Here is a 23,346-nt window from a genome sequence, read left to right on the forward strand (position 1 = left end):
CTGCCGTTGAGAGGAGAAAGCGGAACGGCCGGGCCACCTCCCGGAGTGGGAGGCGGACCCGGCCGTCCGTCAGAAGTACAAGGCGCTGGTGGTGATCAGCGCTTCGAGTACTGGGGAGCCTTACGGGCCTTCTTGAGGCCGTACTTCTTGCTCTCCTTGACCCGGGCGTCACGGGTCAGGAAGCCGGCCTTCTTCAGGGCCGGGCGGTCGTCGGGCTCGCTGACGATCAGCGCCCGGGCGATGGCGAGCCGCAGCGCGCCAGCCTGGCCGGTGGTGCCGCCGCCCCGCAGGTTGGCGATCACGTCGAACGCCTCGGGCTTCTCGGCGGTGACCAGCGGGTCCTTGATGAGCTGCTGGTGCACCTTGCTCGGGAAGTAGGCCTCGAGGTCGCGGCCGTTGCAGGTGATCTTGCCGCTGCCCGGAACGATGCGGACCCGGACGATGGCTTCCTTGCGCCGACCCACGGTCTGGATCGGGCGGTCGCCACGAGGCGCGCGCGCGACGGGCGCCGGCGCCTCGGTGGCCTCGGGGGCGACCTCGGTGGCGGTGATGTCGGTCATGCTGCTTCCTTCGCCCGCGCTCACTGCGCGATCTGCTTGATCTCGAACGGCACCGGCTGCTGCGCGCCGTGCGGGTGCTCGGCACCGGCGTAGACCTTCAGCTTCTTGAGAACCTGACGGCCCAGCTTGTTGTGCGGAAGCATGCCCTTCACGGCCAGCTCGATGGCCCGCTCGGGCCGCTTGGTCAGCAGCTCGTCGTAGCCGACCCGCTTCAGACCACCCGGGTAGCCGGAGTGGCGGTAAGCGATCTTGGTCTGCCGCTTGTTGCCGGTCAGCGCGACCTTGCCCGCGTTCACGATGACGACGAAGTCGCCCGTGTCGACGTGCGGCGCGAAAGTCGGCTTGTGCTTACCACGCAGCAGCGTGGCGGCGTGGGTCGCGAGGCGGCCCAGCACGACATCAGAGGCGTCGATGACGTGCCACTGACGCTCGATCTCACCCGGCTTCGGGCTGTACGTACGCACAGGTCTACCTTGTCTCGTCGTCGGTCTGGGGTCGCGCGCCGAGGTGACCAGGCGCGCACGAACGACCAAGCGTACCTGATGCGGCACGCCTAAGAATGTCGTACAACAGCAGGCAACGATACCCGGCCGTGCGGCGGCAGGTCAAAACGGGGTCTCGCCCCGCGTGGCCTGCGCCTTTCCCATGGCGCGGGTCACACGCCGGACAGCTTACGCGGCCCCGGCCGCAGGTACACCGCCCAGGTGACCACGAAACAGAGCGCGTACCAGCCGACGAAGGCCAGGTAGGCGGCGTCGGCGGCGCCGGCGGCCAGGAACGACTGCCGGAACGCCACGTTCACCAGCACCCCGCCCGAGGCGCCGACCGCCCCGGCGATCCCGATGAGCGCCCCGGAGAGCCGCCGGGCCCGCCGCTCGGCCGCCTCCCGGTCCCCGGTCAGCTCCGCCTCGGCGGCCGCCCGGGCCCGGAAGATCGCCGGGATCATCTTGTACGTCGACCCGTTGCCGATGCCGGAGAAGACGAAGAGCGCCAGGAACCCGGCCAGGTAGAGCGGGAAGGACCGGTCCCGGGCGGCGTACAGCACCAGACCGGCGCCGGCGGCCATCGCCACGAAGTTCCCGAACGTGACGCGGGCCCCGCCGAGCCGGTCGGCGAGCTGGCCGCCGAACGGCCGGACCAGCGAGCCGATCAGCGGCCCCAGGAAGGTCAGCCAGGCGGCGTCGACCGGGGTCGGGAACCGGTCGTGGAACTGGAGCTGGAGCACCTGCCCGAAGGCGAAGCCGAAGCCGATGAACGAGCCGAAGGTGCCGATGTAGAGCAGGGACATCACCCAGGTGTGCGGGTCGCGGGCCGCCGCGCGCAGCGCGCCCGGCTCGTTGCGCGCACCGGGGACGTTGTCCAGCCGGCGCGCCGCGACCAGCGCCGCGAGCACGATGAGCGGCAGGTAGACGGCCGGCACCAGCCGGGGGTACGCCGCTCCGGCGGTGGCCAGCACCGCCAGGCCGACGAGCTGCACGGCCGGCACGCCCAGGTTCCCGCCGCCGGCGTTGAGCCCGAGCGCCCGGCCCTTGAGCCGCTCCGGGAAGAACAGGTTGATGTTCGCCATGGAGGAGGCGAAGTTGCCGCCGCCCACGCCGGTCAGGCAGGCCAGCACCATGAGCGTGGCGTACGACACGCCGGGCTCGATCAGCACCGCCATGGGCACCGCCGGCACCAGCAGCAGCAGCGCGCTCACCACGGTCCAGTTCCGCCCGCCGAACCGGGCCACCGCCAGGGTGTACGGCAGCCGCAGCACCGCCCCCAGGGCGGCCGGCACGGCGGTGAGCAGGAACTTCCCGGCCGGGTCGATGCCGTACTCGGGGCCCAGGAAGAGCACCATGACCGACCAGAGGCTCCACACGGAGAAACCGACGTGCTCGGCGAAGATCGAGACGTACAGGTTGCGGCGGGCGACCGGCGCCCCGGTCGTGGCCCAGAACTCCGGGTCCTCCGGGCGCCATTCGGTGATCCGTCCCGGGCGCCCGGCGGCGGCCGGCGCCAGGGTGGTGGGGGAAGCGAGCGTGCTCACGGGAACTCCTCCTCGTCGGTGACGAGGGGGACGCTAGGAACGGGCGGTTTCCCCGCCGTGCCCGCCGCGCGTCGGTGGGGGAACGAAGATCGCACGGCCGTTTCGGTGTGCGTGTGAAGGGGTCGGGATCTGGCGGCCGCTAGGCGTATCCCATGGCGGGGATGACACCGTCGAGCGCCCGTTCGACGAAGTCGCGGGTCCCCGGGTCGAACTGGTCGTTGCGATGCTCCACCCGGTGTGACTGGAACGTCGACCTGGTCGCGAAGTCGTCGACACCGAGCAGTTCGAACAGAGCGCGGCGCTGCTCGGGCCAGTCGGCGGCGAGATCCTCGGCCCGCACCTCCACATATCGCCTGTCCGTGAGATCGACCGTGGCCTTCCAGGCGAGCCATCGCTCATAGACCGGTCTGAGCCAGGCGAGCGCGCCGTCGACCGTGGGCGGGGCCCACGGCTGGTCGACGTGTGACGCGACCACCGCGACCGGGTGGCGCTTGATGTGGACGATGGTGGCCTCGGGGACGAGCTCCCAGAGGAAGTCCATGCACAGAAGGTTGAACGGTGTCTTCTCGCACCAGGTCGGCTTTCCCGCGTCGGCGGCGGCTCCACCGAACATCGTGTCGACCACGCGACGAAGGATCTCGAGCAGTTCGCGCCGATCGCTGAAATACCTCGGAATCACCCGCCGGTGGCTCCGCGGCTCGAACGGCCCGGCCGGCCAGTCGGAATGCCCGGCCCCTACCACGGGCGCGGACTCGTCGAACGCGCACGCCACGAGCTGCGGCCACAGCCGTCCCACCGCGTCCCGGTAGCGCCGCTCGCCGACGACCTCGGGAACGGTCCTGCCCCGATCGTCGCGCCTGCCGGGCACCCGCACCGTCAGGAGGTCGCTCAGCCTGCGCAGGGCGTCCTCCCCCACGATCGAGTCACACCGGACCGTGAGTGCGTCCGCCAGGTCCCGCAGGCCACCCGGATCGACGATGAACCGCGTCTCCATCGGAATCCGGTGGATCTGCGGGTGCTCCCCGAGAATGTCCGCGAGCTGCGACGTTCCCGAACGGCCGGTACCCGCTACGAAGACCGGCGAGGGGGCGGACATGGCGATCAGTCAAGCCCCGGCGCCGCGCCCACGCAACGGAAATACCCACCGGTGTGGCGACCTGCTGGCGGCGCCGCCGGCTCAGATCTCCTGGAGGATGCGCAGCGCGCGGCCGACCCGCTGCATGGTCTCGGTGTCGGCCACGTCGACGCACTCGGTGAACCACTTCTTCATGGGCGAGGAGAGCCGGTCGGGCATCACCACGTAGCCGCCCATCGACACGGCCAGGGGTGAGTCGCGCAGCAGCGACTCCTCGACCACCTCGACCACGATCACGATCGGCACCGCGGTGGAGTTGTAGACGTCGGAGCTGATGACCAGGCCGAGCCGTTCCCGGGCGCCGGAGATGCGCCAGACCTCTCCCCTACGCAACACGCGGGCGCCCGCCGCCGAACAACGCGTCGTCGACGAGCGCGGCCTCCTGGGCGTCGGCCAGCGCGGCGGACTCCAGGTCGAGGCCGGCGCGGGCGACCGCCTCGGCGTGCGCGGTGAAGACCTCGCGCAGCGCCTTCTCCCGGGCGGCCTGGTCCATCCAGGCGGAGAGGGAGAGCCCTTCCCGCTTGGCGAACCGGCGCGCCTCCTCGATCGTCTCGTCGGAGAACGACAGTGTCACCTTGGCGGTCATGCCGGAGAGATTACCCACTGGTATGACCGCCAGTCATCCCCGCTCGCACCGGTCGGTGAACCGGACACCCGGCCACGCTCAGGGACGGCGCCCCCCGAACACCGCGAACCGCCACTCCTTGAAGAAGCAGTCCACGTCGGCCAGGCCGGCGTCGGCGAGCCAGCGGCACTGGTCGGGCACCGGCGCCGGCCGGTCGTGCCGCATGCGCTCCCGAGCCCCGGCGATCTCCGCGGCGTCCGAGCCCAGCTCGGTGATCCGGGCCGTCCAGACCTCGTCGTAGCGCCGGTCCAGCGCCGGCGTCGGGTCGGCCACCTGCTCGGCGTTGACGAAGACGCCGCCCGGCACCAGCGCCTCGGCCGCCCGCCGGTAGAGCGCCCGCTTGCCGTCGTCGTCCAGGTGGTGGATGGCCAGCGCGGAGACCACCGCGTCGTAGCGGCCGGCGGGCAGCGGATCGGCCAGGTCGGCGAGCACGGTGCGGTGCGGCACCCCGCGCGCGGCCAGGTGGCCGGCGGCCACCGCGAGCATGCCGGGCGCGCCGTCGACCAGGGTCAGCCGGACCCCCGGCACCGCCGCGGCCAGCAGCAGGGAGAGCAGACCGGTGCCCGCGCCCAGGTCCAGCACCTCCGGGGTACGCCCCGCGGCGAGCGCCGCCCGCAGCGGCGGCGCGGCCACCTCGACGGCCGTGCCGTAGAAGGCGTCGAAGCAGGGCACCAGCCGGCGCCGGGCCGCGTCGTAGCTCCCCGCCACCGCGTCGAAAGCGTCCGCCACACTCATCGCGTCTCCCATTATCCGAGAATCTTGTCCCACATTCTAGGTTCTGGCGACCGGCTCGTCACTCCCGTGCGGTGTGAGGTGCTCTTGACAGGACCGAAACAGAGGGGACCCGGAGCGGAAACCGCCGGCCGGCACGCTTCCCGAACATGACAGACGGTGCACGCCTGGCGACGCAACCGGGGGTACGGCCTCGGGAGGCGGCCACGCACTGCCCGTACTGCGCACTCCAGTGCGGCATGGTGCTGCGGCAGACCGCGGGACGCGTCGAGGTCACGCCCCGCGACTTCCCCACCAACCGCGGCGGCCTGTGCCAGAAGGGCTGGACCGCCGCCGACCTGCTCGACCACCCGGACCGGCTGACCACCCCGCTGCTGCGTGACCGGCCCGGCGGTGAACTGCGCCCGGCGAGCTGGGACGAGGCGCTCGACCGGATCACCGGCGGGCTGCGGGCGATCCAGGAGCGGCACGGGCGGGACGCCGTCGCGGTCTTCGGCGGCGGCGGGCTGACCAACGAGAAGGCGTACGCGCTGGGCAAGTTCGCCCGGGTGGCGCTGGGCACCCGGCACATCGACTACAACGGACGCTGGTGCATGTCCTCGGCCGCCGCGGCCGGGATGCGCGCCTTCGGCGTCGACCGGGGGCTCCCCTTCCCCCTCGCCGACCTGGGCCGGGCGGACACCCTGCTGCTGGTCGGCGCCAACCCCGCCGAGACCATGCCGCCGCTCATGCGCCACCTCGCCGACCAGCGTGCGCGGGGCGGCCGGCTGATCGTGGTCGACCCCCGGCTCACCGCGACCGCCCGCCAGGCGGACCTGCACCTGCAACCGCTGCCCGGCACCGACCTGGCGGTGGCCAACGCGCTGCTGCACATCGCCCTCACCGAGGGCTGGCTCGACCGGGCGTACGTGGCCGACCGGACCACCGGCTTCGACGAGGTCCGGCGGACCGTTGCGGGCTGCTGGCCGGCCGAGGCGGAGCGCCTCTCCGGAGTGCCGGTGGCCGACCTGGAGGCGACCGCCCGGGCCCTGTCCACCGTGGACCGCGCGGTCATCCTCACCGCCCGGGGCGCCGAGCAGCACGCCAAGGGCGTCGACACGGTCACCGCGTTCATCAACCTGGCGCTCGCCCTGGGCCTGCCCGGTCGCCCCGGATCCGGGTACGGCTGCCTCACCGGGCAGGGCAACGGGCAGGGCGGCCGGGAGCACGGGCAGAAGGCCGACCAGCTCCCCGGCTACCGGCGGATCGACGACCCGGCCGCCCGGGAGCACGTGGCCGAGGTCTGGGGCGTCGACCCGGCGGCGTTGCCCGGTCCGGGCGTACCGGCCTATCAGCTCCTCGACTCGCTCGGCACCACGCACGGCCCGCGGGCGCTGCTGGTCTTCGGGTCCAACCCGGTGGTGTCCGCGCCCCGCGCGGCCCGGGTCGAGTCCCGCCTGCGCGACCTGGACCTGCTGGTGGTGGCCGACTTCCTGCGCTCCGAGACCGCCGACCTGGCCGACGTGGTGCTGCCCGTCGCCCAGTGGGCCGAGGAGGACGGCACCATGACCAACCTGGAGGGCCGGGTGCTGCGCCGCCGCGCGCTGCGCGAACCACCCCCCGGCGTCCGCACCGACCTGGCGGTCCTCGCCGCCCTCGCGGCCCGCCTCGACGCCCCCGGCGCATTCCCCGCCGACCCGGCGGCGGTGTTCGAGGAGCTGCGCCGTGCCTCGGCCGGCGGGCCGGCCGACTACGCCGGGGTCAGCTGGGACCGGATCGACGCCGACACGGGCGTCTTCTGGCCCTGCCCGGACGAGGACGGGCCGGACACCCCGCGCCTCTTCGCCGACCGGTTCCCCACCCCGGACGGCCGCGCCCGCTTCCGCGCGGTGACCCACCGGCCGGCCGCCGAGCCGGTCTGCGCCGACTACCCGCTGCACCTCACCACCGGCCGGGTGCTCGCCCACTACCAGTCCGGCGCGCAGACCCGGCGGGTCGCCGCCCTGCGCCGGGCCGCCCCCGGCGCCTTCGTCGAGCTGCACCCCGACCTGGCCGGCCGGCTCGGCGTGGCGGAGGGCGAGGAGGTCCGGGTGGTCTCCCGCCGGGGCGAGCTGCGCGCACCGGCCCGGCTCAGCCCGGCGATCCGGCCGGACACCGTCTTCGCGCCGTTCCACTGGCCCGGCGCGGCGCGGGCCAACTCGGTCACCAACGACGCCGTCGACCCGGTCTCCGGGATGCCCGAGTTCAAGATCTGCGCCGTCCGGGTGGAGAGGGCATGACCGAGCGCATCGTCATCGTGGGATACGGCATGGCGGGCGCCCGCCTCGCCGCCGAGCTGCACGCCCGGGGCGGGGACCGGAAGGTGACCGTGCTCGGGGCGGAGCCGCACCGGGCGTACAACCGGATCCTGCTCTCCACCCTGCTCGCCGGGAAGATCGACGAACCGGACGTGGAGCTGGTCGAGGTCGCCGGGCAGGGCGCGGACGTGCGCACCGGCGCCGAGGTCACCGCCGTCGACCGGGCGGCCCGGGAGGTACGCACCGCCGACGGCGACCGGCACGCCTACGACCACCTGGTGCTCGCCACCGGCAGCCGGGCCCTGGTGCCGCCGCTGCCCGGGCTCGACCCGCTCCCCGACCGGGTGGTCCCGTTCCGCACCCTGGACGACTGCCGGCGGATCCTCGCCGCCGCCCGGGGCGCCCGCAGCGCGCTGGTGCTCGGCGGCGGGCTGCTCGGGCTGGAGGCGGCCCGCGGGCTCGCCACCCGGGGCCTCGACGTGACCGTGGTCCACCCGGTCGGGCACCTGATGGAACGGCAGCTCGACGAGCCGGCCGGTGCGGTCCTCGCCGGCACCCTCGCCGGGCTCGGGGTACGCACCCGGCTCGGGGTCACGGCGACCGGAGTGACCGCCGACGCGCACGGCGTCCGCCTCGACCTCGGCGACGGCGACCCGCTCGCGGCCGACCTGTTGGTCCTCTCCTGCGGCGTACGCCCGGACACCGCGCTGGCCTCCGCCGCCGGGCTGGCCGTCGACCGGGGCGTGGTGGTGGACGACCGGATGCGCACCAGCGACCGGCGGATCTCCGCCATCGGGGACTGCGCCCAGCACGACGGGACGCTGACCGGGCTGGTCGCCCCGGCCTGGGCGCAGGCCCGGGTGGTGGCCGAGGTGCTGACCGGCGACGACCCGCTGGTCCGCTACCGGCCGCGTCCCGTGGTGACCCGGCTCAAGGCGGCCGGGATCGACCTGGCCGCCATGGGCGACGCCGCCGGCGCGCCGGCCGGGGGCGGGCCGGTCGAGGAGCTGACCTTCGCCGACCCGGCCCGGGGCACGTACGCCCGGCTGCGGATCCGCGACGAGCGCCTGACCGGGGCGATCCTGCTCGGCGACAACCCGGCGGTCGGCACCGTGGTGCAGCTCTTCGACCGGGGCGCGCCGGTGCCGGCGGACCGGCGCTCGCTGCTGCTCGGGCGGGCGTTCGGCGCCACCCCGGCCACCCCCGCCGCGTCCCCGGCGCTGATGCCGGACGCGGCCACGGTGTGCCAGTGCAACGACGTCAGCAAGGGCGCCCTGGTGGCGTGCTGGCGCGCCGGCGCCCGGACCGTCGCGGAGCTGTCCGCGGCGACCCGGGCCGCGACCGGCTGCGGCGGCTGCCGGGACGCGGTGGCCGGGATCGCGGGGTGGCTGGCCGAGGTCGATCCGGCGGCGGGACACCAGGAACGGTACGCGGGGATGGACCGCGACACGGTGGAGGTGACGCGATGAGCGGGCGAAGCGAGCGAATCAGGAAGCTCAGTGCGACGGTGCCTCATGACGGCACGCAGCGAAGCGGAGTGCCGGCATGAGCGGCGACAGGCTGGTGGTCGTCGGCAACGGCATGGTCGGGCAGCGCTTCGTCGAGGCGCTGCGGGCCCGGGACCGGGAGCGGCGCTGGCGGGTCACGGTGCTCGCCGAGGAGCGGCGGCCGGCGTACGACCGGGTGCGGCTCTCCGCCTTCTTCGACGGGGTGAGCGCCGAGGAGCTGAACCTGCACACCCCCGACGACGGGGTGGAGCTGCGGCTGGGCGATCCGGCGCTGGCGCTCGACCGGGCGCGTCGGGTGGTGCGGACCGCGGCCGGCGAGCACCCGTACGACGCGCTGGTGCTGGCGACCGGCTCGTCGGCGTTCGTACCCCCGGTCGACGGCACGGACCTGCCGGGCGTCTTCGTCTACCGGACGCTGGACGACCTGGCGGCGATCCGGGCGCACGCCGGGGGCCGCCGCACCGGTGCCGTGATCGGGGGCGGGCTGCTCGGCCTGGAGGCGGCGAACGCGCTGCGCCTGCTGGGCCTTTCCACCAGCGTGGTCGAGTTCGCGCCCCGGCTCATGCCGGCGCAGGTGGACGAGGCGGGCGGGGCGATGCTCCGCCGCTACGTCGAGGAACTGGGCGTCACCACGTACCTCGGGGTGGCCACCAGCGCGCTGCGCCCCGGCCCGGACGGGGCGGTCGGCGCGCTGGAACTCTCCGACGGGCGCACGGTCGCGGCGGACCTGGTCGTGGTGGCCGCCGGCATCCGGCCCCGGGACGAGCTGGCCCGGGCGGCCGGGCTGCCGCTCGGGCCGCGCGGCGGGGTGCTGGTCGACGCGGGCTGCCGGACGGTGGACGAGCGGATCTGGGCGGTCGGCGAGTGCGCCGCCGTGGACGGCGCCTGCCACGGCCTGGTCGCCCCCGGCTACGCGACCGCCGAGGTGGTCGCCGATCGGCTGCTGGGCGGGGCGGCCACCTTCCCCGGCGCGGACACCGCCACCAAGCTCAAGCTGCTCGGGGTGGACGTGGCCTCGTTCGGCGACGCCCACGGCGTCACCCCGGGCTGCCTGGACGTCACCTTCACCGACCCGGCCACCCGCGCGTACGCGAAGCTGGTCCTCTCCGACGACGCGCGGACGCTGCTCGGCGGCGTGCTGGTGGGCGACGCGAGCGCGTACCCCACGCTGCGGGCGAGTGTCGGCGGGCCGCTGCCCGCTCCCCCGCTGGCGCTGCTGGCCCCGGCGGGCGGCGCGGGCGCCGGGGCCGGCGCGCTGCCGGCCGCCACGCAGGTCTGTTCCTGCAACGCGGTGACCCGGGCCGACCTCGACGCCGCGATCGCCGGCGGGGCCACCGACGTGCCGGCGCTCAAGGCGTGCACCCGGGCCGGGACGAGCTGTGGCTCCTGCGTACCGATGCTCAAGCAACTGCTCGACGCGGCCGGCGTGCGGCAGTCCCGCGCGCTCTGCGAGCACTTCGACGCCGGCCGGCAGGAGCTGTTCGACATCGTCCGGGTCCGGAGCATCCGCACCTTCTCCCAGCTCATCGCCGAGCACGGGCGCGGGCGCGGCTGCGACATCTGCAAGCCGGTGGTGGCCTCGATCCTCGCCTCGCTCGGCACCGGGCACGTGCTCGACGGCGAGCAGGCGTCCCTTCAGGACACCAACGACCACTTCCTGGCCAACCTGCAACGCGACGGCAGCTACTCGGTGGTGCCGCGGATCCCCGGCGGCGAGATCACGCCGGAGAAGCTCATCGTGATCGGCGAGGTGGCCCGGGACTTCCGGCTCTACACCAAGATCACCGGCGGGCAGCGGATCGACCTGTTCGGCGCCCGCGTCGAACAGCTCCCGCAGATCTGGCGCCGGCTGGTGGACGCGGGCTTCGAGTCCGGCCACGCGTACGGCAAGGCGCTGCGCACGGTGAAGTCCTGCGTCGGCGAGACCTGGTGCCGGTACGGGGTGCAGGACTCGGTCGGCCTGGCCGTCGCGCTGGAGCTGCGCTACCGGGGGCTGCGCGCCCCGCACAAGCTGAAGTCCGCGGTCTCCGGCTGCGCCCGGGAGTGCGCCGAGGCCCGGAGCAAGGACTTCGGCGTCATCGCCACCGAGAGCGGCTGGAACCTCTACGTCGGCGGCAACGGCGGCTTCCGGCCCCGGCACGCTGACCTGTTCGCCACCGACCTGAGCACCGCCGAGCTGGTCACCCTCATCGACCGGTTCCTGATGTTCTACGTCCGCACGGCCGACCGGCTGCAGCGCACCGCCGCCTGGATCGAGGCGATGGACGGCGGCCTGGACCACCTCCGTTCGGTGCTCGTGGACGACGCGCTGGGGCTCTGCGCCGACCTCGACGCGGCCATGGCCCGGCACGTCGCCGGATATTCCGACGAGTGGCGGGACGTGCTGGAGGACCCGGAGCGGCTGCGCCGCTTCACCTCCTTCGTGAACGCCCCCGACGTGCCCGACCCGTCCATCACGTTCGCCGTCGAACGCGGCCAGCCGGTGCCCGCCCGCGGCGCCGACGGTCGCCGCCCGCCGGTCGCGCTGGGCGTTCCGGAGGTACGGCGATGAGCGCCCCGACGATGCTGGCCTGGACGGCCGTCTGCCCGCTCGACCGGCTGGACCCGGACCGAGGCGTGGCCGCCCTGGTCGACGGGGTGCAGGTGGCCCTCTTCCGGACCGGCGGCGAGCTGTACGCGGTCGACAACCTCGACCCGGTCGGCGGCGCGCAGGTGATGTCCCGGGGGATCGTGGGCAGCCGTGGCGGCCTGCCGACGCTCGCCTCCCCGCTGCACAAGCAGGTCTACGACCTGACCACCGGGCGGTGCCTGGACCTCCCGGACGTGGCGCTGCGGCGGCACGAGGTGCGCTGCCGGGACGACCTGGTCGAGGTGCGGGTACGACAGGAGGGGTGATGCGGGAGGAACTGGCCGGCTTCACCATCGGGGTCACCGCGGACCGGCGACGCGACGAGCTGGCCGCGCTGCTCCAGCGGCGCGGCGCGCGGGTGGTGCTCGCCCCGGCGCTGCGGATCGTGCCGCTGGCCGACGACACCGACCTGCGCGAGGCCACCCGGGCCTGCCTGGAGCGCCCGCCGGACGTGCTGATGGCCAACACCGGGATCGGGATGCGCGGCTGGCTGGAAGCGGCCGAGGGCTGGGGGCTCGCCGAGCCCCTGCGCGGCGTGCTGTCCCGGTCGTACGTGGTGGCCCGCGGTCCCAAGGCCACCGGGGCGATCCGCGCGGCCGGGCTGCGCGAGCACTGGTCCCCCGCCTCGGAAAGCTGCGACGAGGTGGTCGAGCACCTGGTCCGGCGCGGGGTGGCCGGCCTGGTCGTCGCGCTGCAACTGCACGGCGAGCGGCAGCCGGAGTGCACCGAGGCGCTGGAGTCGGCCGGGGCCACGGTGATCGAGGTGCCGGTCTACCGCTGGGCGCCGCCGACCGACCCGGCGCCGCTGCACCGGCTGATCGACCTGGTCGCCGGGCGGATGGTCGACGCGGTCACGTTCACCTCCGCCCCGGCGGCCGAGGCGCTGCTGCGGGCGGCCGGGGACCGGACCGAGACGGTGCTGGCGGCGCTGCGCGGGGACGTGCTGGCCGGCTGCGTCGGTGCGGTGACGGCCGAGCCGCTGGTGCGGCGGGGAGTGCCGGTGAGCGCCCCGACCCGGGCCCGGCTCGGCGCCCTCGTGCGGACGATCGTCGACGAGTTGCCCCGCCGGACGGTGACCGTGAAGGCCGGCGGTCACCTGCTGACCCTGCGCGGGCACGCCGCGGTGGTGGACGGCGACCTGCGCCCGCTCGCGCCGGCCCCGATGGCGGTGCTGCGGGCGCTCGCGGCCGCGCCCGGGAAGGTGCTGTCCCGCACCGCCCTGCTGCGTACCCTGCCCCGGGGCGCGGACGAGCACGCGGTGGAGATGGCGGTCGCCCGCCTGCGGGTCGGGCTCGACGCCCCCCGCGTGGTGCAGACCGTGGTGAAGCGCGGCTACCGGCTGCGGGTCGACTGACCCGCCGCCGGGCCGGGGAGTCAGCCGACCGGGGCCGCGAAGCCGTGCTCGGCCTGGAGCCGGAGCATGGCGTGCTCGACCACCGTCACGAGCACCTGCTTGACCGACTCGCGCCGCCGCGCGTCGCACATCACCAGCGGCACGTCCGGCGAGATGGCCAGCGCCTCGCGGACCTCCTCCAGCTCGTACTGCGGCGCGTCGTCGAACCGGTTCAGCGCCACCACGTACGGCAGGTTGCGGTTCTCGAAGTAGTCCAGCGGCGCGAAGGCGTCGGTGATCCGGCGGGTGTCCACCAGCACGGCGGCGCCCACCGCGCCCCGGATGATCTCGTCCCACATGAACCAGAAGCGGGTCTGGCCCGGCGTGCCGAAGAGATAGAGGATCAGGTCCTCGGCCATGGTGATCCGGCCGAAGTCCATGGCGACCGTGGTGGTCTCCTTGCCGGGCACCTTCGACGGGTCGTCGATGCCGACGCCGGCCGCCGTCATCAGCGCCTCGGTGGTCAGCGGCTGGATTTCGGAGATAGCGCCGACCAGGGTGGTCTTGCCCACCCCGAAGCCGCCCGCGATGACGATCTTCGCGGAGATGATCTCCCGGCTGCGGTTCGCCCCCGCGGGGTCATAGTTCGCGAAGTCCACTTAGCACCCTTCCAAGCAGGTTCATCCGCGCCGCGAACCCTGTGGCGGGAGCGGCGGTGTGTAGCGTCAGCAGGCCCTCGGCCACCATGTCGGCGACCAGCACCCGGGTGACGCCCAGCGGCATCCGGGTGTAAGCGGCGATCTCCGCCAGCGACTGTGCCCGGCCCTCACAGACCGAGGCGATGCGGTACTTGTCGTGCCCGGCGAACCGCGCCTCGGCCGACTGGGTGGGCGTGCACGACAGCACCGCCTCGAGCGCGATGTTCTGCAACGGCTCGGTGCGGCCACGGGTGACCGCGTACGGCCGCACCAGCGCGCCACGCGGGTCTCGTCGTGGTTCCATCTCGCGATCACCTCCCCTCGTACGGAGCCGGACGGGCTCCGGGTCACCAGGTCACCGGACGGCCGGTCAGGGCCGGACGGCGTCCCTCGGAAGCGGGACCAGCGCCTGGCCGACCCGTTCCACCAGCAGCGCCATCTCGTAGCCCACCTGTCCGACGTCGCAGCTCCGCGCGGCCAGCACGGCCATCGACGAGCCGTCGCTGATCGACATGAGGAAGAGGTATCCGCTGTCCATCTCGATGACGGTCTGGAGCACCCCGCCGGCGCTGAACATCCGGGCGGCGCCCTCGGTCAGGCTCACCACGCCGGAGGTGATCGCGGCGAGCTGGTCGGCCCGATCCGTCGGCAGGTCGCGGGAGGAGGCGAGCAGCAGCCCGTCCGCGGACACCGCCACCACGTGGGCGATGCCCGCCACGCTGTCGGCGAAGTTGGTGAGCAGCCAACCCATGTCCTGCATGGCCGCTGGCCTGTTCATCGGTTCGTCTCCTTGGTCGAGTTGCTGTTCAGGTCCGCGCCGGCCGTCCGACCCCGCTGCACACCGCGGTGGTAGGCCGACAACAGGCCGCGTACTTCGTCCGGGGTGCGCCGGGCGGCCGCCCGGCTGCCCTTCGGCTCGATGCCGCCGGGCACGAGCTGGGCCTGCGGCACCCGCTTGGGCAGGCCGGAACGGGTGGTGCCGGCGTTGCTGGGCTCCGCGGCCTTGCTGGCCCGCGACCACCCCTCGTCGGCCGCCGTGCGCCAGGCCTCCGGGTCGATCGGCGGCGGTGCCGGCGCGGGCTCGGGCACGGCCGCGGCGGGCGCCGGGGACGGGACCGCCGGCGGGGTGTACGGCGGCGGTGTGGTCAACCCCGCCGCCCGGGCGCCCGGGGTACGGGTCGGCAGCGGCGGCAGCGGCGGCGCGCCGACGGGCTGCGCGGTCGCGGCGGGCTGGGCCGGGGCCGGTGGCTCTTCGTCGAACCGGGGCCGGGTGAAGATGGTGGTCTCGTCCTCGCCGTGCGAGCGGAACCAGACCGCCTCCATCTCCCGGAAGATCGGCGCCTCCGCCGGGCGGGCCGACCGGGCCACCACCGGGGCGGCCGGGGCGGGCTCGACCGCCGGCGCGGCCGGCTGGTAGGCCGGCGGCGCCACCGGGGCAGCCGTCGCCGCCTCGCCGCCCGGGGTCCGGTGCGGCAGCGGATCGAGGGCGGGTTGGCCGACCGTCTGCCCACCCGCCGACCAGCCGGCGCCGGAGACCGGGGCCGGCGCGACGGGGACGGGCGGCGCGGCGGCGACCGGCGCGGGAGCTGGCACGGTGGGCAGCGCGCCGGTCGCGCCGAACTGCACGGCCGGGGCGGTGTCCCGGGCCTCGGCGGGCGCCTGCCAGCGGGCGGGCGGCGGGGTGGCGGCGCTGCGCCACTGGTCGGCCAGGGTGGCCGTGCCGGCCCGGCCCGCGCCGGCGAGCGCGTCGGCGGCGCCCAGCTGGCTGAGCGGGGACTGCTCGACAGCGAGCGGCTGGCGCGGGCGGGTCAGCGGGGCCTGGCCCCGGTTCGCTGGCAGCACCACGGTGGCGTTCGGCAGGGTGACCTGGGCGACGGTGCCGCCCTCGACGTTGCGGCGCAGCTCGACCCGGATCCCGTAGCGGGAGGCGAGCCGGCTGACCACGGCCAGGCCCATGAGCCGGAACGCGGCCACGTCGACCGTGGGCGGGGCGGCCAGCCGGCGGTTGAGCGAGTCGAGCTGCTCGTCGCTGAGCCCGAGGCCGCGGTCCTCGACCTGGATGAGCACGTAGTCGCGGATCCGGCGGCCGTCGGCCACCACGATGGTGTTCGGCGGCGAGAACCGCGTGGCGTTGTCCAGCAGCTCGGCGACCAGCCGGACCACGTCGTTGACCGCGTGCGCGGCGACCGAGATGTCGGTGTCGACCGTGCCGAACTCGATCCGGTTGTAGAGCTCCACCTCGGACTGGGCGGCGCGCAGCACGTCGACCAGGAGCGCGTCGTCGCGGCGCGGCACGGCCGAGTCGGCGCCGGCCAGCACCAGCAGGTTCTCGTCGTTGCGGCGCATCCGGGTGGCCAGGTGGTCCAGCTCGAAGAGCTGGGCCAGCCGCTTCGGGTCCTCCTCGCTGCGCTCGATCGCGTCCAGCTCGCCGATCATCCGGTCGACCAGGCTCTGCGAGCGGCGGGCCAGGTTGAGGAACATCGCCGAGACGCTGGTCCGCAGCGCGGCCTGTTCGGCCGCCACCCGGACCGCCTCCCGGTGGACCACGTTGAAGGCCGACGCCACCTGGCCGACCTCGTCGCGGTTGGTCAGCTTGATCGGGTCCCGGACCTGCTGGACGATCTCGTCGACGCCGCCGTCGCCGATGGCGTTGACGTTCTGCAACCGGCTCACCGCGTCGGGCAGGTCGTGGTTGGCCACCGCCAGCGCGCCCTCGCGCAGCCGGCGCAGCGAGTCGTTGAGCGAGCGGGCCAGCACCACGGCCAGCGTCACGGCGATGGCCAGGGTGAGCAGCACCAGCAGGCTCTCCACGACGGCCTGCCGGATGACGTCGGTGCGCACCGCGTCGGCGTCGGCGAGCAGCTGGTTCAGCAGCTCGATCTCGGCCCACCGCATCAGGTCGCCGACCGCGCCGACGGCCGCGGCGGCCTCGTTCTGGTTGACCAGCGGAGCCTGCCCGACCGAGCGGGAGATGTCGTTGGCTACCCGGTCGGAGAGCTGCACGGCGTCACCGGAGACGGTGCGGTCCACCAGGGACCGCTGGGCCGGCTCGGCGGCCCGGGAGAAGGACAGCAGGGCCTCCTGCTGGCCGGTCAAAGTGGCCACGAAGGAGGAGAACTGCTCCTCGTCGATCCGGCCGGTGGAGAGCGCGGTGAAGGCGACCGCCTCCTCCTCGGCGACCTCCGCCTTGGCGTGGGCGAAGGCGGCCACCGCGCGGCGGGCGTCGGCAAGGGCCTCCGCACCGGGCTGCTGGGCCAGCGTGTCGCCGTACGCGACGAGGTCGTCGAGGATGATGCCGTAGCGCAGGCTCGCCTCGGAGACCGGCATCTGCTGCCGGTCCAGCACCTCCTGGCGGGTCCCGTTGAGCGTTCCCAGGTGATCGTCGATCACCTTGAGCCGGTCGCGCACCGAGGCCGGCACGTCGCCGAGCTTGCCCCGCTCCTCCTGGTAGGCGGCGATCCGCTCGTCCGTGCTCCGGACCCGCAGGTTGTAGGCGTCCGGCTTCTGGTTGGGCGCGACCAGAAAGGACGCCGCCGCCATCCGCTCCTTGTGCAGGTCCTGGGTGAGCGCCGAGACGTCGATCGACAGTGCGGTCAGCGACCGGATCCGGTTGGCCTCGTACGCGCCCTCGCCGACCGAGACGAGTCGGATAGTTGCCAGTGCGATGACAGCCGCCACCGGAACGACGAGGATGAGGGCGAGCTTGGAGCGGATCCGCGCGTCACGCAGCCGAGGCAGTCGCCGTCGCCGGTTCCGCTGATCGGCGTCGGGGCTCTCGGGCAGGGTCGTAGGTCCGGTGCTCACGACATCGCCTCCGTCGTTTCTTCCACGCTTGACCCGCCGACCCGTGCCTGGTGCAGCGGCCAGCGCCACGCGCGGCACGGCCGCGATTTCATCAGACGAGATCCTGTTTGGGAAGCGGCAGTGAGGCAGAAAACGGTCGGGGCCGACGGAACCCGTGATCCGATCACCTAATACCTTCTTTTCTCCAGCCCCCTGAACAGGGCATGTGACTCCAGAGTGGTCGGACGTATCTGCGCAGTAATTGTCGGTTAACGTTCTGTGTCCCCAGCATGTGGGACGGCTGTCCCGAAACGACTCCCGACATCCGCGCTTGACCACAGGGCCCGGCATTGGCAAGGTTTTGCAGGCTTCGCGCACACCGTACGGCACACCAATCCCGATCCTCTACTGAGGACGGACGAGCGGCGGTGGTCGGGCGCTGGCCCGCGCCGCACCTGGAGGACTGAGTTGAGCCCCATCCGCTCCGCGAGCATCGCGGTGCTCGCATCGGCCGTGCTGGCCACCACGCTCACCGGCTGCGGGATCGGCGGGGAACCGCAGGACACCAGTCCGATCGTGATCGCCGCGGACCTCGAACTGTCCGGTGCCTCCGCGTCGATCGGGAAGGTCTACCAGCGGGCCCTGGAACTGAAGAAGGAGCAGTTGAACGCCTCCGGCGCACTGGGTGGCCGGAAGATCGAACTGAAGGTGAAGGACAACCGCTCCGACGCCGCGGAATCGTTGCGGAACATCAACGATTTCAGCGCTGACTCACGGGTCAGCGCCATCATCATGGGCGGTTGCAACGAATGTGCGATCGGCGCCGCTCGCACGATCGGTGAGAAGCGCATTCCCACCATCGCGCTCGCCTCCTCCGGGGAGGTCACGGAACCCGTCGCCGAACGCCGCTATGTCTTCAAGCTGGCACCGAATGCGGCGGACAGCGCCGCGGCCCTCACCGCCGAGATGGTCCGCCGCAACATCCGCAAGGTGGCCGTGCTGCACAGCGCCGACAAGTACGGCGAGGAGGGGCTGGCCGCGTTGGTCAGCCAGTTCGCCAAGGCCGACATCAAGCTGACCCGTGCCGAGTCGGTGCGGACCACCGACACGGAGGTCAGCACCCAGATCGGCAGCCTGGTCGCCAAGAAGCCCGACGCGATGGTCGTCTGGGCCCCGCCGGAGCAGGCGTCGCTGGCGGCCGCCACGGCCCGGCAGAGCCGCTACACGGGCGCGCTCTTCTTCGACGCCTCGGCGGCCGGTGACCTCTTCCTGGGCGCCTCCGCCCGATCCACCGAGCAGACCACGCTGATCTTCACCCAGACCATGGTGATCGACGACGTCATCGCCACCACCCCGGCCAAGGCCGCCCGGCGGCAGTGGTTCCAGGAGTACACGGCCCGGTTCGGCGGCTACAACGGCTTCTCCTCGTTCGCCGCCGACGCCGTCCAGCTCATCGCCGACGCCGAGCTGCGGGCCGGCGGCAAGCCGGGCGAGGTGGACCGGGGCGCCCTGCGCGAGGTCCTGGAGACCGCACAGCTCGACGGCCTCTCCGGGCCGATCCGGATGACCCCGGACAACCACTCCGGCCTGATGCCGCAGGCGCTGACCACGCTCGTGGCGCGCGGCGGCCGCTGGCGCCTGGCCGGTTAGTGGTCGCGGCTGCTCCCGGCGGGAGGCGGGAGACGTCTCCTGCCGGGAGCAGCCGTCAGCGGGCCGAGGTGGTGGCGCGGACCCACGGCAGGGCCAGGCGCTCGACCAGGCTGAGGGCCGAGTAGAGCACGATGCTCATCAGCGCCACCAGCACGATCGCCGCCCACGCGGTCGGGGTGTCGCCGGCGCCGTTGTACTGGAGGATCTGGTAGCCCAGCCCCGGCTGGTCCGAGTAGAACTCCCCGATCACCCCGCCGATCGCGGCCAGCGGCATGGCCACCTTCAACCCGACGAAGATCTGCGGCAGCGCGGCCGGGAAGCGGACCTTCCGGAACGCCTGCCACCAGGACGCGTTCAGCGAGCGGCCCAGCTCGGCCAGGTCCGCCGGCGTGGTGGTCAGCCCGGTCGCCGTGGAGAGCACGATCGGGAAGAAGCAGAGCAGGAACACCATGGTCAGGATGGGCTTCTGTCCCCAGCCCACCGAGATCACCAACAGCGGGCCGAAGGCGATCTTCGGCACCGCGTTGACCGCCACGAGCAGCGGGGCGAACATCCGCTCCACCCGGCCGGACGCGGCCAGCGCCATGCCGATCAGCACCCCGGCGAGCGACGAGAGCAGGAAGCCGAGCAGGGTCATCCAGGTGGTGATGCCCAGTGCCGGCAGCAGCACGTCGGTGGTGTCGACCAGCGAACGCCACACCGCCTGCGGCGGGGGCAGCGCGGCCGGGTGGACCAGGTGCAGCCCCGACGTGACCAGCCACCAGGCGGCCACCGCGATGACCAGCCCGAGCGCCGGCAGGCCCACCGCCGCCGGGCGTACGACGAGCCGGCGGGCATCCGCGGCGGGCTCCACGGTGGCCGGCGCCTCGGCCCGGGTCCCGGTCAACTGCGTCAACGTGTCCTCCTCTTTCGGCCGGCGCGACGACCGGCACGCGAAGGGGGTGCGCCCCACCGGGTGTCCCGGCGGGCCGCACCCCCGTTGCCCGAGCCGACCGTCAGGCCTTCGGCGCGAGGTTGAAGTCGATGATCTGGTCGGGGGTGAGGTTCTGCTTGAGCGCGCCCGCGCCCTGGAGCAGGGCGATGGTCTTGGCGACCCGCTCGTTGTCCACGGTGCCGATGGCGGTGCCGGAGTTGTTGGAACGGACGTACGCGGCCATCAGCTGGAGCTCGGCGGCGGCGGCGGCCGGGTTGGCGGCCGGCACGTTCTTCTTCAGGATCTCGCCCGCCTCGTCCGGGTGGGCCAGCGAGTATTCGAGGCCCTTCAGCAGCGCCGTGGTGAAGCGCTTGACCATCTCCGGCTTCTCCTTGGCGATCTTGCTGGACGTGACCAGCACGTTGCCGTAGAGGTCCTGCATCACGTTGCTGTAGGGCAGCACGACCGGCGTCTTCTTGGTCACCGTCTGGATGGTGGGCTGGCCGACCACGAACTGGCCGATGCCGTCCACCGCGCCCGAGCCGAGCAACCCGATCAGGCCCTGCGCGTCACCGTTGACCCAGGTCACCTTGCTGGCGTCGATGCCGGCCAGCTTGGCGTACGTCGGGAAGAGCATGCGCACGACGGAGGTGGGGGTGTCGGCGAGCTTCTTGCCCTCGAGGTCCTTCGGGGTGGCGATGTTCTTGCCCTCGACCGTGGCGATGGCGGCCATGGTGCGCTGCTGGATCGCGGCGACGGCGACGAAGTCCTTGGCCTGCCCGTTGGCGAGGAGGAGGATGGCGCCGGTCAGGTCGACCGGGGCGAAGTCCGCCTGCCCACCGGCGACCTGGACCACCCCACCGGTGCCCTGGCCGGGCTTGATGTCGACGTCGAAGCCGGCCTCCTTGAAGAAGCCCTTGTCCTTCGCCACCCAGGCGTAGGAGTCACGGCCGAAGTTGCCGAACGAGGTGAGGTAGGTCACCTTCTCCAGCGCCGCGCCGTTGCCGCCCTTGGCATCGTCCGACTTGTCCGAGTCGCTGCTGCAACCGCCGACGAGGGCGAGGGCGGTGGCCAGCGCTGCGGCGGCGACCGTACGGGTCAGCCTTCTCATCAGTGCACCATGTCCTTTCCGACCAGGGCACGTTCGCCCGGTCGGGTCGTGGGTCCGACGGTGTCGGCAGGAGGGGGAAGCCGACAGGATCGTCGTGAGGGGACTCTTCGCGCGCAACAGCGTACGAGAAGGCCGATGACGTCCGGCGGGCGTACGGGTTGCGGAACGGAAACGAAGTTGCCTGACGGAAAGGAGACTGACGTCCACCCTGGATAGTGCTATAAGGACGGCCGCCCGCTACGCTAGCCCGGCTCACGATCGCGACTGTGGAAGGGAGCCGGCGGGCGATGATCCGACTGTCCGGGGTGTCCCGCACCTTCGACGGCCGCTCGGGGCGGGTCGAGGCGCTGCGCGGCATCGACCTCGACGTCGCCGAGGGTGAGTTCGTCGCTATCCTCGGCCGCTCCGGGTGCGGCAAGTCCACCCTGCTCCGCATGGTCGCCGGGCTGCTCCCGGTCACCGAGGGCGAGATCACCGTGGCCGGCACGCCGATCACGAAGCCCCGCCAGGACATCGCCATGCTGTTCCAGCGGCCCGCCCTGCTGCCCTGGCGCACGGTGCTGGACAACGTCCTGCTTCCGGTGGAGATCTTCGGCTGGAGCCGGGCCAAGCACCGCGACCGGGCCCGCGAGCTGCTGGAGATGGCCGGGCTTGGCGGCTTCGAGAAGCGCCTCCCGCACGAGCTCTCCGGCGGCATGCAGCAGCGGGTCTCGCTCTGCCGGTCGCTCATCGGCGAGCCGCGGGTGATGCTCATGGACGAACCCTTCTCCGCGCTCGACGCGCTCACCCGCGAGGAGCTCTCCGGCGAACTCCAGCGGGTGCACATGGAGACGAAGGCGACCATCGTCTTCGTCACCCACTCGATCGACGAGGCGGTGCTGCTCGCCGACCGGGTCGTCGTGCTCAGCCCGCGCCCCGGCCGGATCCGCGAGGTGGTCGAGGTGGCCGTGCCCCGGCCCCGCACCCTGGGCCGCCACGCGCACCTGGCCGAGGTGGCCCGGATCAGCGCCGAACTGCACGAACTACTCATGGAGCGCGACGCCGGCGGCGTCGTCGCGGGAGGACTCTGACCATGCGGGTGTCCGTCTTCACCGAGCCGCACCGCGGGGCGAGCTACGACGACCAGCTCCGGTTCGCCCGGCTGGTCGAGGAGACCGGCTTCGACGGCTTCTTCCGGGCCGACCACTACCGGGCCATGGGCGACGAGCCCGGGCTGCCCGGCCCCACCGACGCCTGGCTGACGCTCGCCGCGCTGGCCCGGGAGACCTCCCGGATCCGGCTCGGCACCCTGGTCACCTCGGCCACCTTCCGGCTGCCCGGACCGCTGGCCGTGATGGTCGCCCAGGTCGACCAGATGAGCGGCGGCCGGGTCGAGTTGGGCATCGGCGCCGGCTGGTACGAGCGCGAGCACACCGCCTACGGCATCCCGTTCCCGGCCGTCACCGAACGGTTCGACCGGCTGGCCGAGCAGCTGGAGATCGTCACCGGGCTGTGGCGCACCCCGCCCGGCGAGACCTACAGCTTCACCGGGGACCACTACCGGCTGGTGGACGCGCCCGCGCTGCCCAAGCCGGTCCAGCAGCCCGGCCCGCCCGTGATCGTCGGCGGCCGGGGCCCGAAGCGCACCCCCGAACTGGCCGCCCGGTACGCCGACGAGTTCAACATGCCGTTCAAGACCGTCGCCGAGACGGCCGCCGCGTACGAGCGGGTCGCCGAGGCGTGCGACCGGACCGGCCGCACCGCGTCCGGGCGGGCGCCGCTCGTGCTCTCCGCCGGCATCGTGGTGGCCATCGGGCGCACCGACGCCGAGGCGCAGCGCCGGGCCGCGCCGCTGCACGTCAAGAGCGCGCTCCCGCCGGAGGACCCGGTGGTCGGCTCCCCCGCCCAGCTCGTCGACCGGCTCGGCGAGTTCGCCGCCATCGGGGCCACCCGGGTGCACCTGCGGCTGATCGACTTCGACGACCTCGACCACGTGGAGCTCATCGCCGCCGACGTGCTTCCCGAACTGGACGGACCACGATGACCGAACTCTCCGCCGACCTCGAACTCGGCCCGGTGGGCCAGGAGATCGTCTTCGAGAACGACCGGGTACGCGTCTGGCACATCCGCCTGGAGCCGGGCGAGCGGCAGCCGCTGCACCGGCACGACCACCCCTACCTCGTGGTGGCGGTCCAGGGCGCGAAGAACGTGGTGCAGACCATCGACGGCACCACCATCGACGCCGACGAGCCGACCGGCGGGGTGGTCTACCGCGACCCCGGCGCCGTGCACATGCTGACCAACGTCGGTGACACCACCTACCTGGCCCGGCTCGTCGAGCTGAAGTAGCCACGCCGACGCCATCTCGCCGCGCCACGGGTGGCA

At 73.4% G+C, this 23,346-nt stretch carries 22 protein-coding genes; 9 read left to right on the forward strand and 13 right to left on the reverse strand.

Annotation, left to right across the window (positions count from 1 at the left end; genetic code table 11):
• Window positions 1-95: 95 nt before the first annotated feature.
• The 7 genes from rpsI to ABZ452_RS04065 form a co-directional block, all read right to left on the reverse strand.
• On the reverse strand, window positions 96-560 hold the full coding sequence (rpsI, locus tag ABZ452_RS04035) for a 30S ribosomal protein S9 (RefSeq protein ID WP_088991922.1): 465 nt from the start codon (window positions 558-560) through the stop codon (window positions 96-98).
• Window positions 561-580: 20 nt separating this feature from the next.
• Entirely contained in the window at window positions 581-1,024 is a 444-nt protein-coding gene (gene rplM, locus ABZ452_RS04040) for a 50S ribosomal protein L13 (RefSeq protein WP_357938716.1), read from the reverse strand.
• 191 nt (window positions 1,025-1,215) lie between these two features.
• The gene (locus tag ABZ452_RS04045) at window positions 1,216-2,589 is read right to left on the reverse strand and encodes a nitrate/nitrite transporter (RefSeq protein WP_357938718.1); all 1,374 of its coding nucleotides are present in this window, start codon (window positions 2,587-2,589) and stop codon (window positions 1,216-1,218) included.
• A 139-nt stretch (window positions 2,590-2,728) separates the two neighbouring features.
• Window positions 2,729-3,685: a sulfotransferase gene (locus ABZ452_RS04050; RefSeq protein WP_357938720.1), complete on the reverse strand. Its 957-nt coding sequence runs from the start codon at window positions 3,683-3,685 to the stop codon at window positions 2,729-2,731.
• Window positions 3,686-3,766: 81 nt separating this feature from the next.
• Window positions 3,767-4,060: a hypothetical protein gene (locus ABZ452_RS04055; RefSeq protein ID WP_357938722.1), complete on the reverse strand. Its 294-nt coding sequence runs from the start codon at window positions 4,058-4,060 to the stop codon at window positions 3,767-3,769.
• Window positions 4,050-4,310, reverse strand: coding sequence for a DUF6364 family protein (locus tag ABZ452_RS04060; RefSeq protein ID WP_355348026.1), 261 nt, complete (start codon window positions 4,308-4,310; stop codon window positions 4,050-4,052). The genes ABZ452_RS04055 and ABZ452_RS04060 overlap by 11 nt, the downstream gene beginning before the upstream one ends.
• Before the next feature lie 78 nt (window positions 4,311-4,388).
• On the reverse strand, window positions 4,389-5,084 hold the full coding sequence (locus ABZ452_RS04065) for a class I SAM-dependent methyltransferase (protein ID WP_357938725.1): 696 nt from the start codon (window positions 5,082-5,084) through the stop codon (window positions 4,389-4,391).
• Window positions 5,085-5,230: 146 nt separating this feature from the next.
• Here ABZ452_RS04065 and ABZ452_RS04070 point away from each other — a divergent pair, with 146 nt between their 5' ends.
• From ABZ452_RS04070 to ABZ452_RS04090, 5 genes are all read left to right on the forward strand, one after another.
• Entirely contained in the window at window positions 5,231-7,339 is a 2,109-nt protein-coding gene (locus ABZ452_RS04070) for a molybdopterin oxidoreductase family protein (RefSeq protein WP_357938727.1), read from the forward strand.
• The gene (locus tag ABZ452_RS04075; RefSeq protein ID WP_357938729.1) at window positions 7,336-8,826 is read left to right on the forward strand and encodes an FAD-dependent oxidoreductase; all 1,491 of its coding nucleotides are present in this window, start codon (window positions 7,336-7,338) and stop codon (window positions 8,824-8,826) included. Before ABZ452_RS04070 ends, ABZ452_RS04075 begins: the two co-directional genes overlap by 4 nt.
• A 76-nt stretch (window positions 8,827-8,902) precedes the next feature.
• Window positions 8,903-11,416, forward strand: a complete 2,514-nt coding sequence (nirB, locus tag ABZ452_RS04080; RefSeq protein ID WP_357938731.1) for a nitrite reductase large subunit NirB — start codon at window positions 8,903-8,905, stop codon at window positions 11,414-11,416.
• Window positions 11,413-11,760: a nitrite reductase small subunit NirD gene (gene nirD, locus ABZ452_RS04085; RefSeq protein ID WP_357938733.1), complete on the forward strand. Its 348-nt coding sequence runs from the start codon at window positions 11,413-11,415 to the stop codon at window positions 11,758-11,760. The genes nirB and nirD overlap by 4 nt, the downstream gene beginning before the upstream one ends.
• Window positions 11,760-12,848 (forward strand): uroporphyrinogen-III synthase, encoded by a 1,089-nt coding sequence (locus ABZ452_RS04090; protein WP_357938735.1) that lies wholly within the window; start codon window positions 11,760-11,762, stop codon window positions 12,846-12,848. The genes nirD and ABZ452_RS04090 overlap by 1 nt, the downstream gene beginning before the upstream one ends.
• 20 nt (window positions 12,849-12,868) lie before the next feature.
• Here the strand turns inward: ABZ452_RS04090 and ABZ452_RS04095 are convergent, their stop codons facing one another.
• The 4 genes from ABZ452_RS04095 to ABZ452_RS04110 form a co-directional block, all read right to left on the reverse strand.
• The gene (locus tag ABZ452_RS04095) at window positions 12,869-13,486 is read right to left on the reverse strand and encodes an ATP/GTP-binding protein (protein ID WP_151463698.1); all 618 of its coding nucleotides are present in this window, start codon (window positions 13,484-13,486) and stop codon (window positions 12,869-12,871) included.
• Window positions 13,467-13,829 (reverse strand): DUF742 domain-containing protein, encoded by a 363-nt coding sequence (locus tag ABZ452_RS04100; protein ID WP_091262733.1) that lies wholly within the window; start codon window positions 13,827-13,829, stop codon window positions 13,467-13,469. Before ABZ452_RS04100 ends, ABZ452_RS04095 begins: the two co-directional genes overlap by 20 nt.
• Window positions 13,830-13,895: 66 nt before the next feature.
• A complete protein-coding gene (locus ABZ452_RS04105) occupies window positions 13,896-14,303 on the reverse strand; it encodes a roadblock/LC7 domain-containing protein (protein ID WP_151463699.1) in 408 nt (135 codons plus the stop codon).
• A complete protein-coding gene (locus ABZ452_RS04110) occupies window positions 14,300-17,329 on the reverse strand; it encodes a sensor histidine kinase (protein WP_357938738.1) in 3,030 nt (1,009 codons plus the stop codon). The genes ABZ452_RS04105 and ABZ452_RS04110 overlap by 4 nt, the downstream gene beginning before the upstream one ends.
• A 447-nt stretch (window positions 17,330-17,776) precedes the next feature.
• On the opposite strand from ABZ452_RS04110, the gene ABZ452_RS04115 reads away from it, so the two are divergent.
• Complete coding sequence (locus ABZ452_RS04115) at window positions 17,777-18,958, forward strand: ABC transporter substrate-binding protein (protein WP_357938740.1); 1,182 nt, start codon at window positions 17,777-17,779, stop codon at window positions 18,956-18,958.
• A gap of 55 nt (window positions 18,959-19,013) precedes the next feature.
• Here ABZ452_RS04115 and ABZ452_RS04120 read toward each other — a convergent pair whose 3' ends face one another.
• Together ABZ452_RS04120 and ABZ452_RS04125 are read right to left on the reverse strand one after the other, a co-directional pair.
• Window positions 19,014-19,811: an ABC transporter permease gene (locus tag ABZ452_RS04120; RefSeq protein WP_357939095.1), complete on the reverse strand. Its 798-nt coding sequence runs from the start codon at window positions 19,809-19,811 to the stop codon at window positions 19,014-19,016.
• A gap of 142 nt (window positions 19,812-19,953) precedes the next feature.
• Window positions 19,954-20,982, reverse strand: coding sequence for an ABC transporter substrate-binding protein (locus ABZ452_RS04125; protein ID WP_357938742.1), 1,029 nt, complete (start codon window positions 20,980-20,982; stop codon window positions 19,954-19,956).
• A 287-nt stretch (window positions 20,983-21,269) separates the two neighbouring features.
• On the opposite strand from ABZ452_RS04125, the gene ABZ452_RS04130 reads away from it, so the two are divergent.
• The 3 genes from ABZ452_RS04130 to ABZ452_RS04140 are packed head-to-tail and all read left to right on the forward strand — an operon-like array spanning window position 21,270 to window position 23,310.
• Window positions 21,270-22,052, forward strand: a complete 783-nt coding sequence (locus ABZ452_RS04130; RefSeq protein ID WP_357938744.1) for an ABC transporter ATP-binding protein — start codon at window positions 21,270-21,272, stop codon at window positions 22,050-22,052.
• A 2-nt stretch (window positions 22,053-22,054) separates the two neighbouring features.
• A complete protein-coding gene (locus ABZ452_RS04135; protein ID WP_357938746.1) occupies window positions 22,055-23,005 on the forward strand; it encodes an LLM class F420-dependent oxidoreductase in 951 nt (316 codons plus the stop codon).
• Window positions 23,002-23,310: a cupin gene (locus ABZ452_RS04140; RefSeq protein ID WP_357938748.1), complete on the forward strand. Its 309-nt coding sequence runs from the start codon at window positions 23,002-23,004 to the stop codon at window positions 23,308-23,310. Before ABZ452_RS04135 ends, ABZ452_RS04140 begins: the two co-directional genes overlap by 4 nt.
• The last annotated feature ends 36 nt before the right edge of the window (window positions 23,311-23,346 follow it).

Source organism: Micromonospora sp. NPDC005707 (genome assembly GCF_040631005.1).
Classification (GTDB): domain Bacteria; phylum Actinomycetota; class Actinomycetes; order Mycobacteriales; family Micromonosporaceae; genus Micromonospora.

Excerpts from the sequence above, each read along its gene's own strand:
- ABZ452_RS04125 (WP_357938742.1), bottom strand. The coding sequence starts at position 20,982 with ATGAGAAGGCTGACCCGTACGGTCGCCGCCGCAGCGCTGGCCACCGCC.
- ABZ452_RS04135 (WP_357938746.1), top strand. The coding sequence starts at position 22,055 with ATGCGGGTGTCCGTCTTCACCGAGCCGCACCGCGGGGCGAGCTACGAC.
- ABZ452_RS04070 (WP_357938727.1), top strand. The coding sequence starts at position 5,231 with ATGACAGACGGTGCACGCCTGGCGACGCAACCGGGGGTACGGCCTCGG.
- ABZ452_RS04075 (WP_357938729.1), top strand. The coding sequence starts at position 7,336 with ATGACCGAGCGCATCGTCATCGTGGGATACGGCATGGCGGGCGCCCGC.
- ABZ452_RS04140 (WP_357938748.1), top strand. The coding sequence starts at position 23,002 with ATGACCGAACTCTCCGCCGACCTCGAACTCGGCCCGGTGGGCCAGGAG.
- ABZ452_RS04090 (WP_357938735.1), top strand. The coding sequence starts at position 11,760 with ATGCGGGAGGAACTGGCCGGCTTCACCATCGGGGTCACCGCGGACCGG.
- ABZ452_RS04050 (WP_357938720.1), bottom strand. The coding sequence starts at position 3,685 with ATGTCCGCCCCCTCGCCGGTCTTCGTAGCGGGTACCGGCCGTTCGGGA.
- ABZ452_RS04060 (WP_355348026.1), bottom strand. The coding sequence starts at position 4,310 with ATGACCGCCAAGGTGACACTGTCGTTCTCCGACGAGACGATCGAGGAG.
- ABZ452_RS04065 (WP_357938725.1), bottom strand. The coding sequence starts at position 5,084 with ATGAGTGTGGCGGACGCTTTCGACGCGGTGGCGGGGAGCTACGACGCG.
- nirB (WP_357938731.1), top strand. The coding sequence starts at position 8,903 with ATGAGCGGCGACAGGCTGGTGGTCGTCGGCAACGGCATGGTCGGGCAG.
- ABZ452_RS04100 (WP_091262733.1), bottom strand. The coding sequence starts at position 13,829 with ATGGAACCACGACGAGACCCGCGTGGCGCGCTGGTGCGGCCGTACGCG.
- nirD (WP_357938733.1), top strand. The coding sequence starts at position 11,413 with ATGAGCGCCCCGACGATGCTGGCCTGGACGGCCGTCTGCCCGCTCGAC.
- rpsI (WP_088991922.1), bottom strand. The coding sequence starts at position 560 with ATGACCGACATCACCGCCACCGAGGTCGCCCCCGAGGCCACCGAGGCG.
- ABZ452_RS04130 (WP_357938744.1), top strand. The coding sequence starts at position 21,270 with ATGATCCGACTGTCCGGGGTGTCCCGCACCTTCGACGGCCGCTCGGGG.
- ABZ452_RS04105 (WP_151463699.1), bottom strand. The coding sequence starts at position 14,303 with ATGAACAGGCCAGCGGCCATGCAGGACATGGGTTGGCTGCTCACCAAC.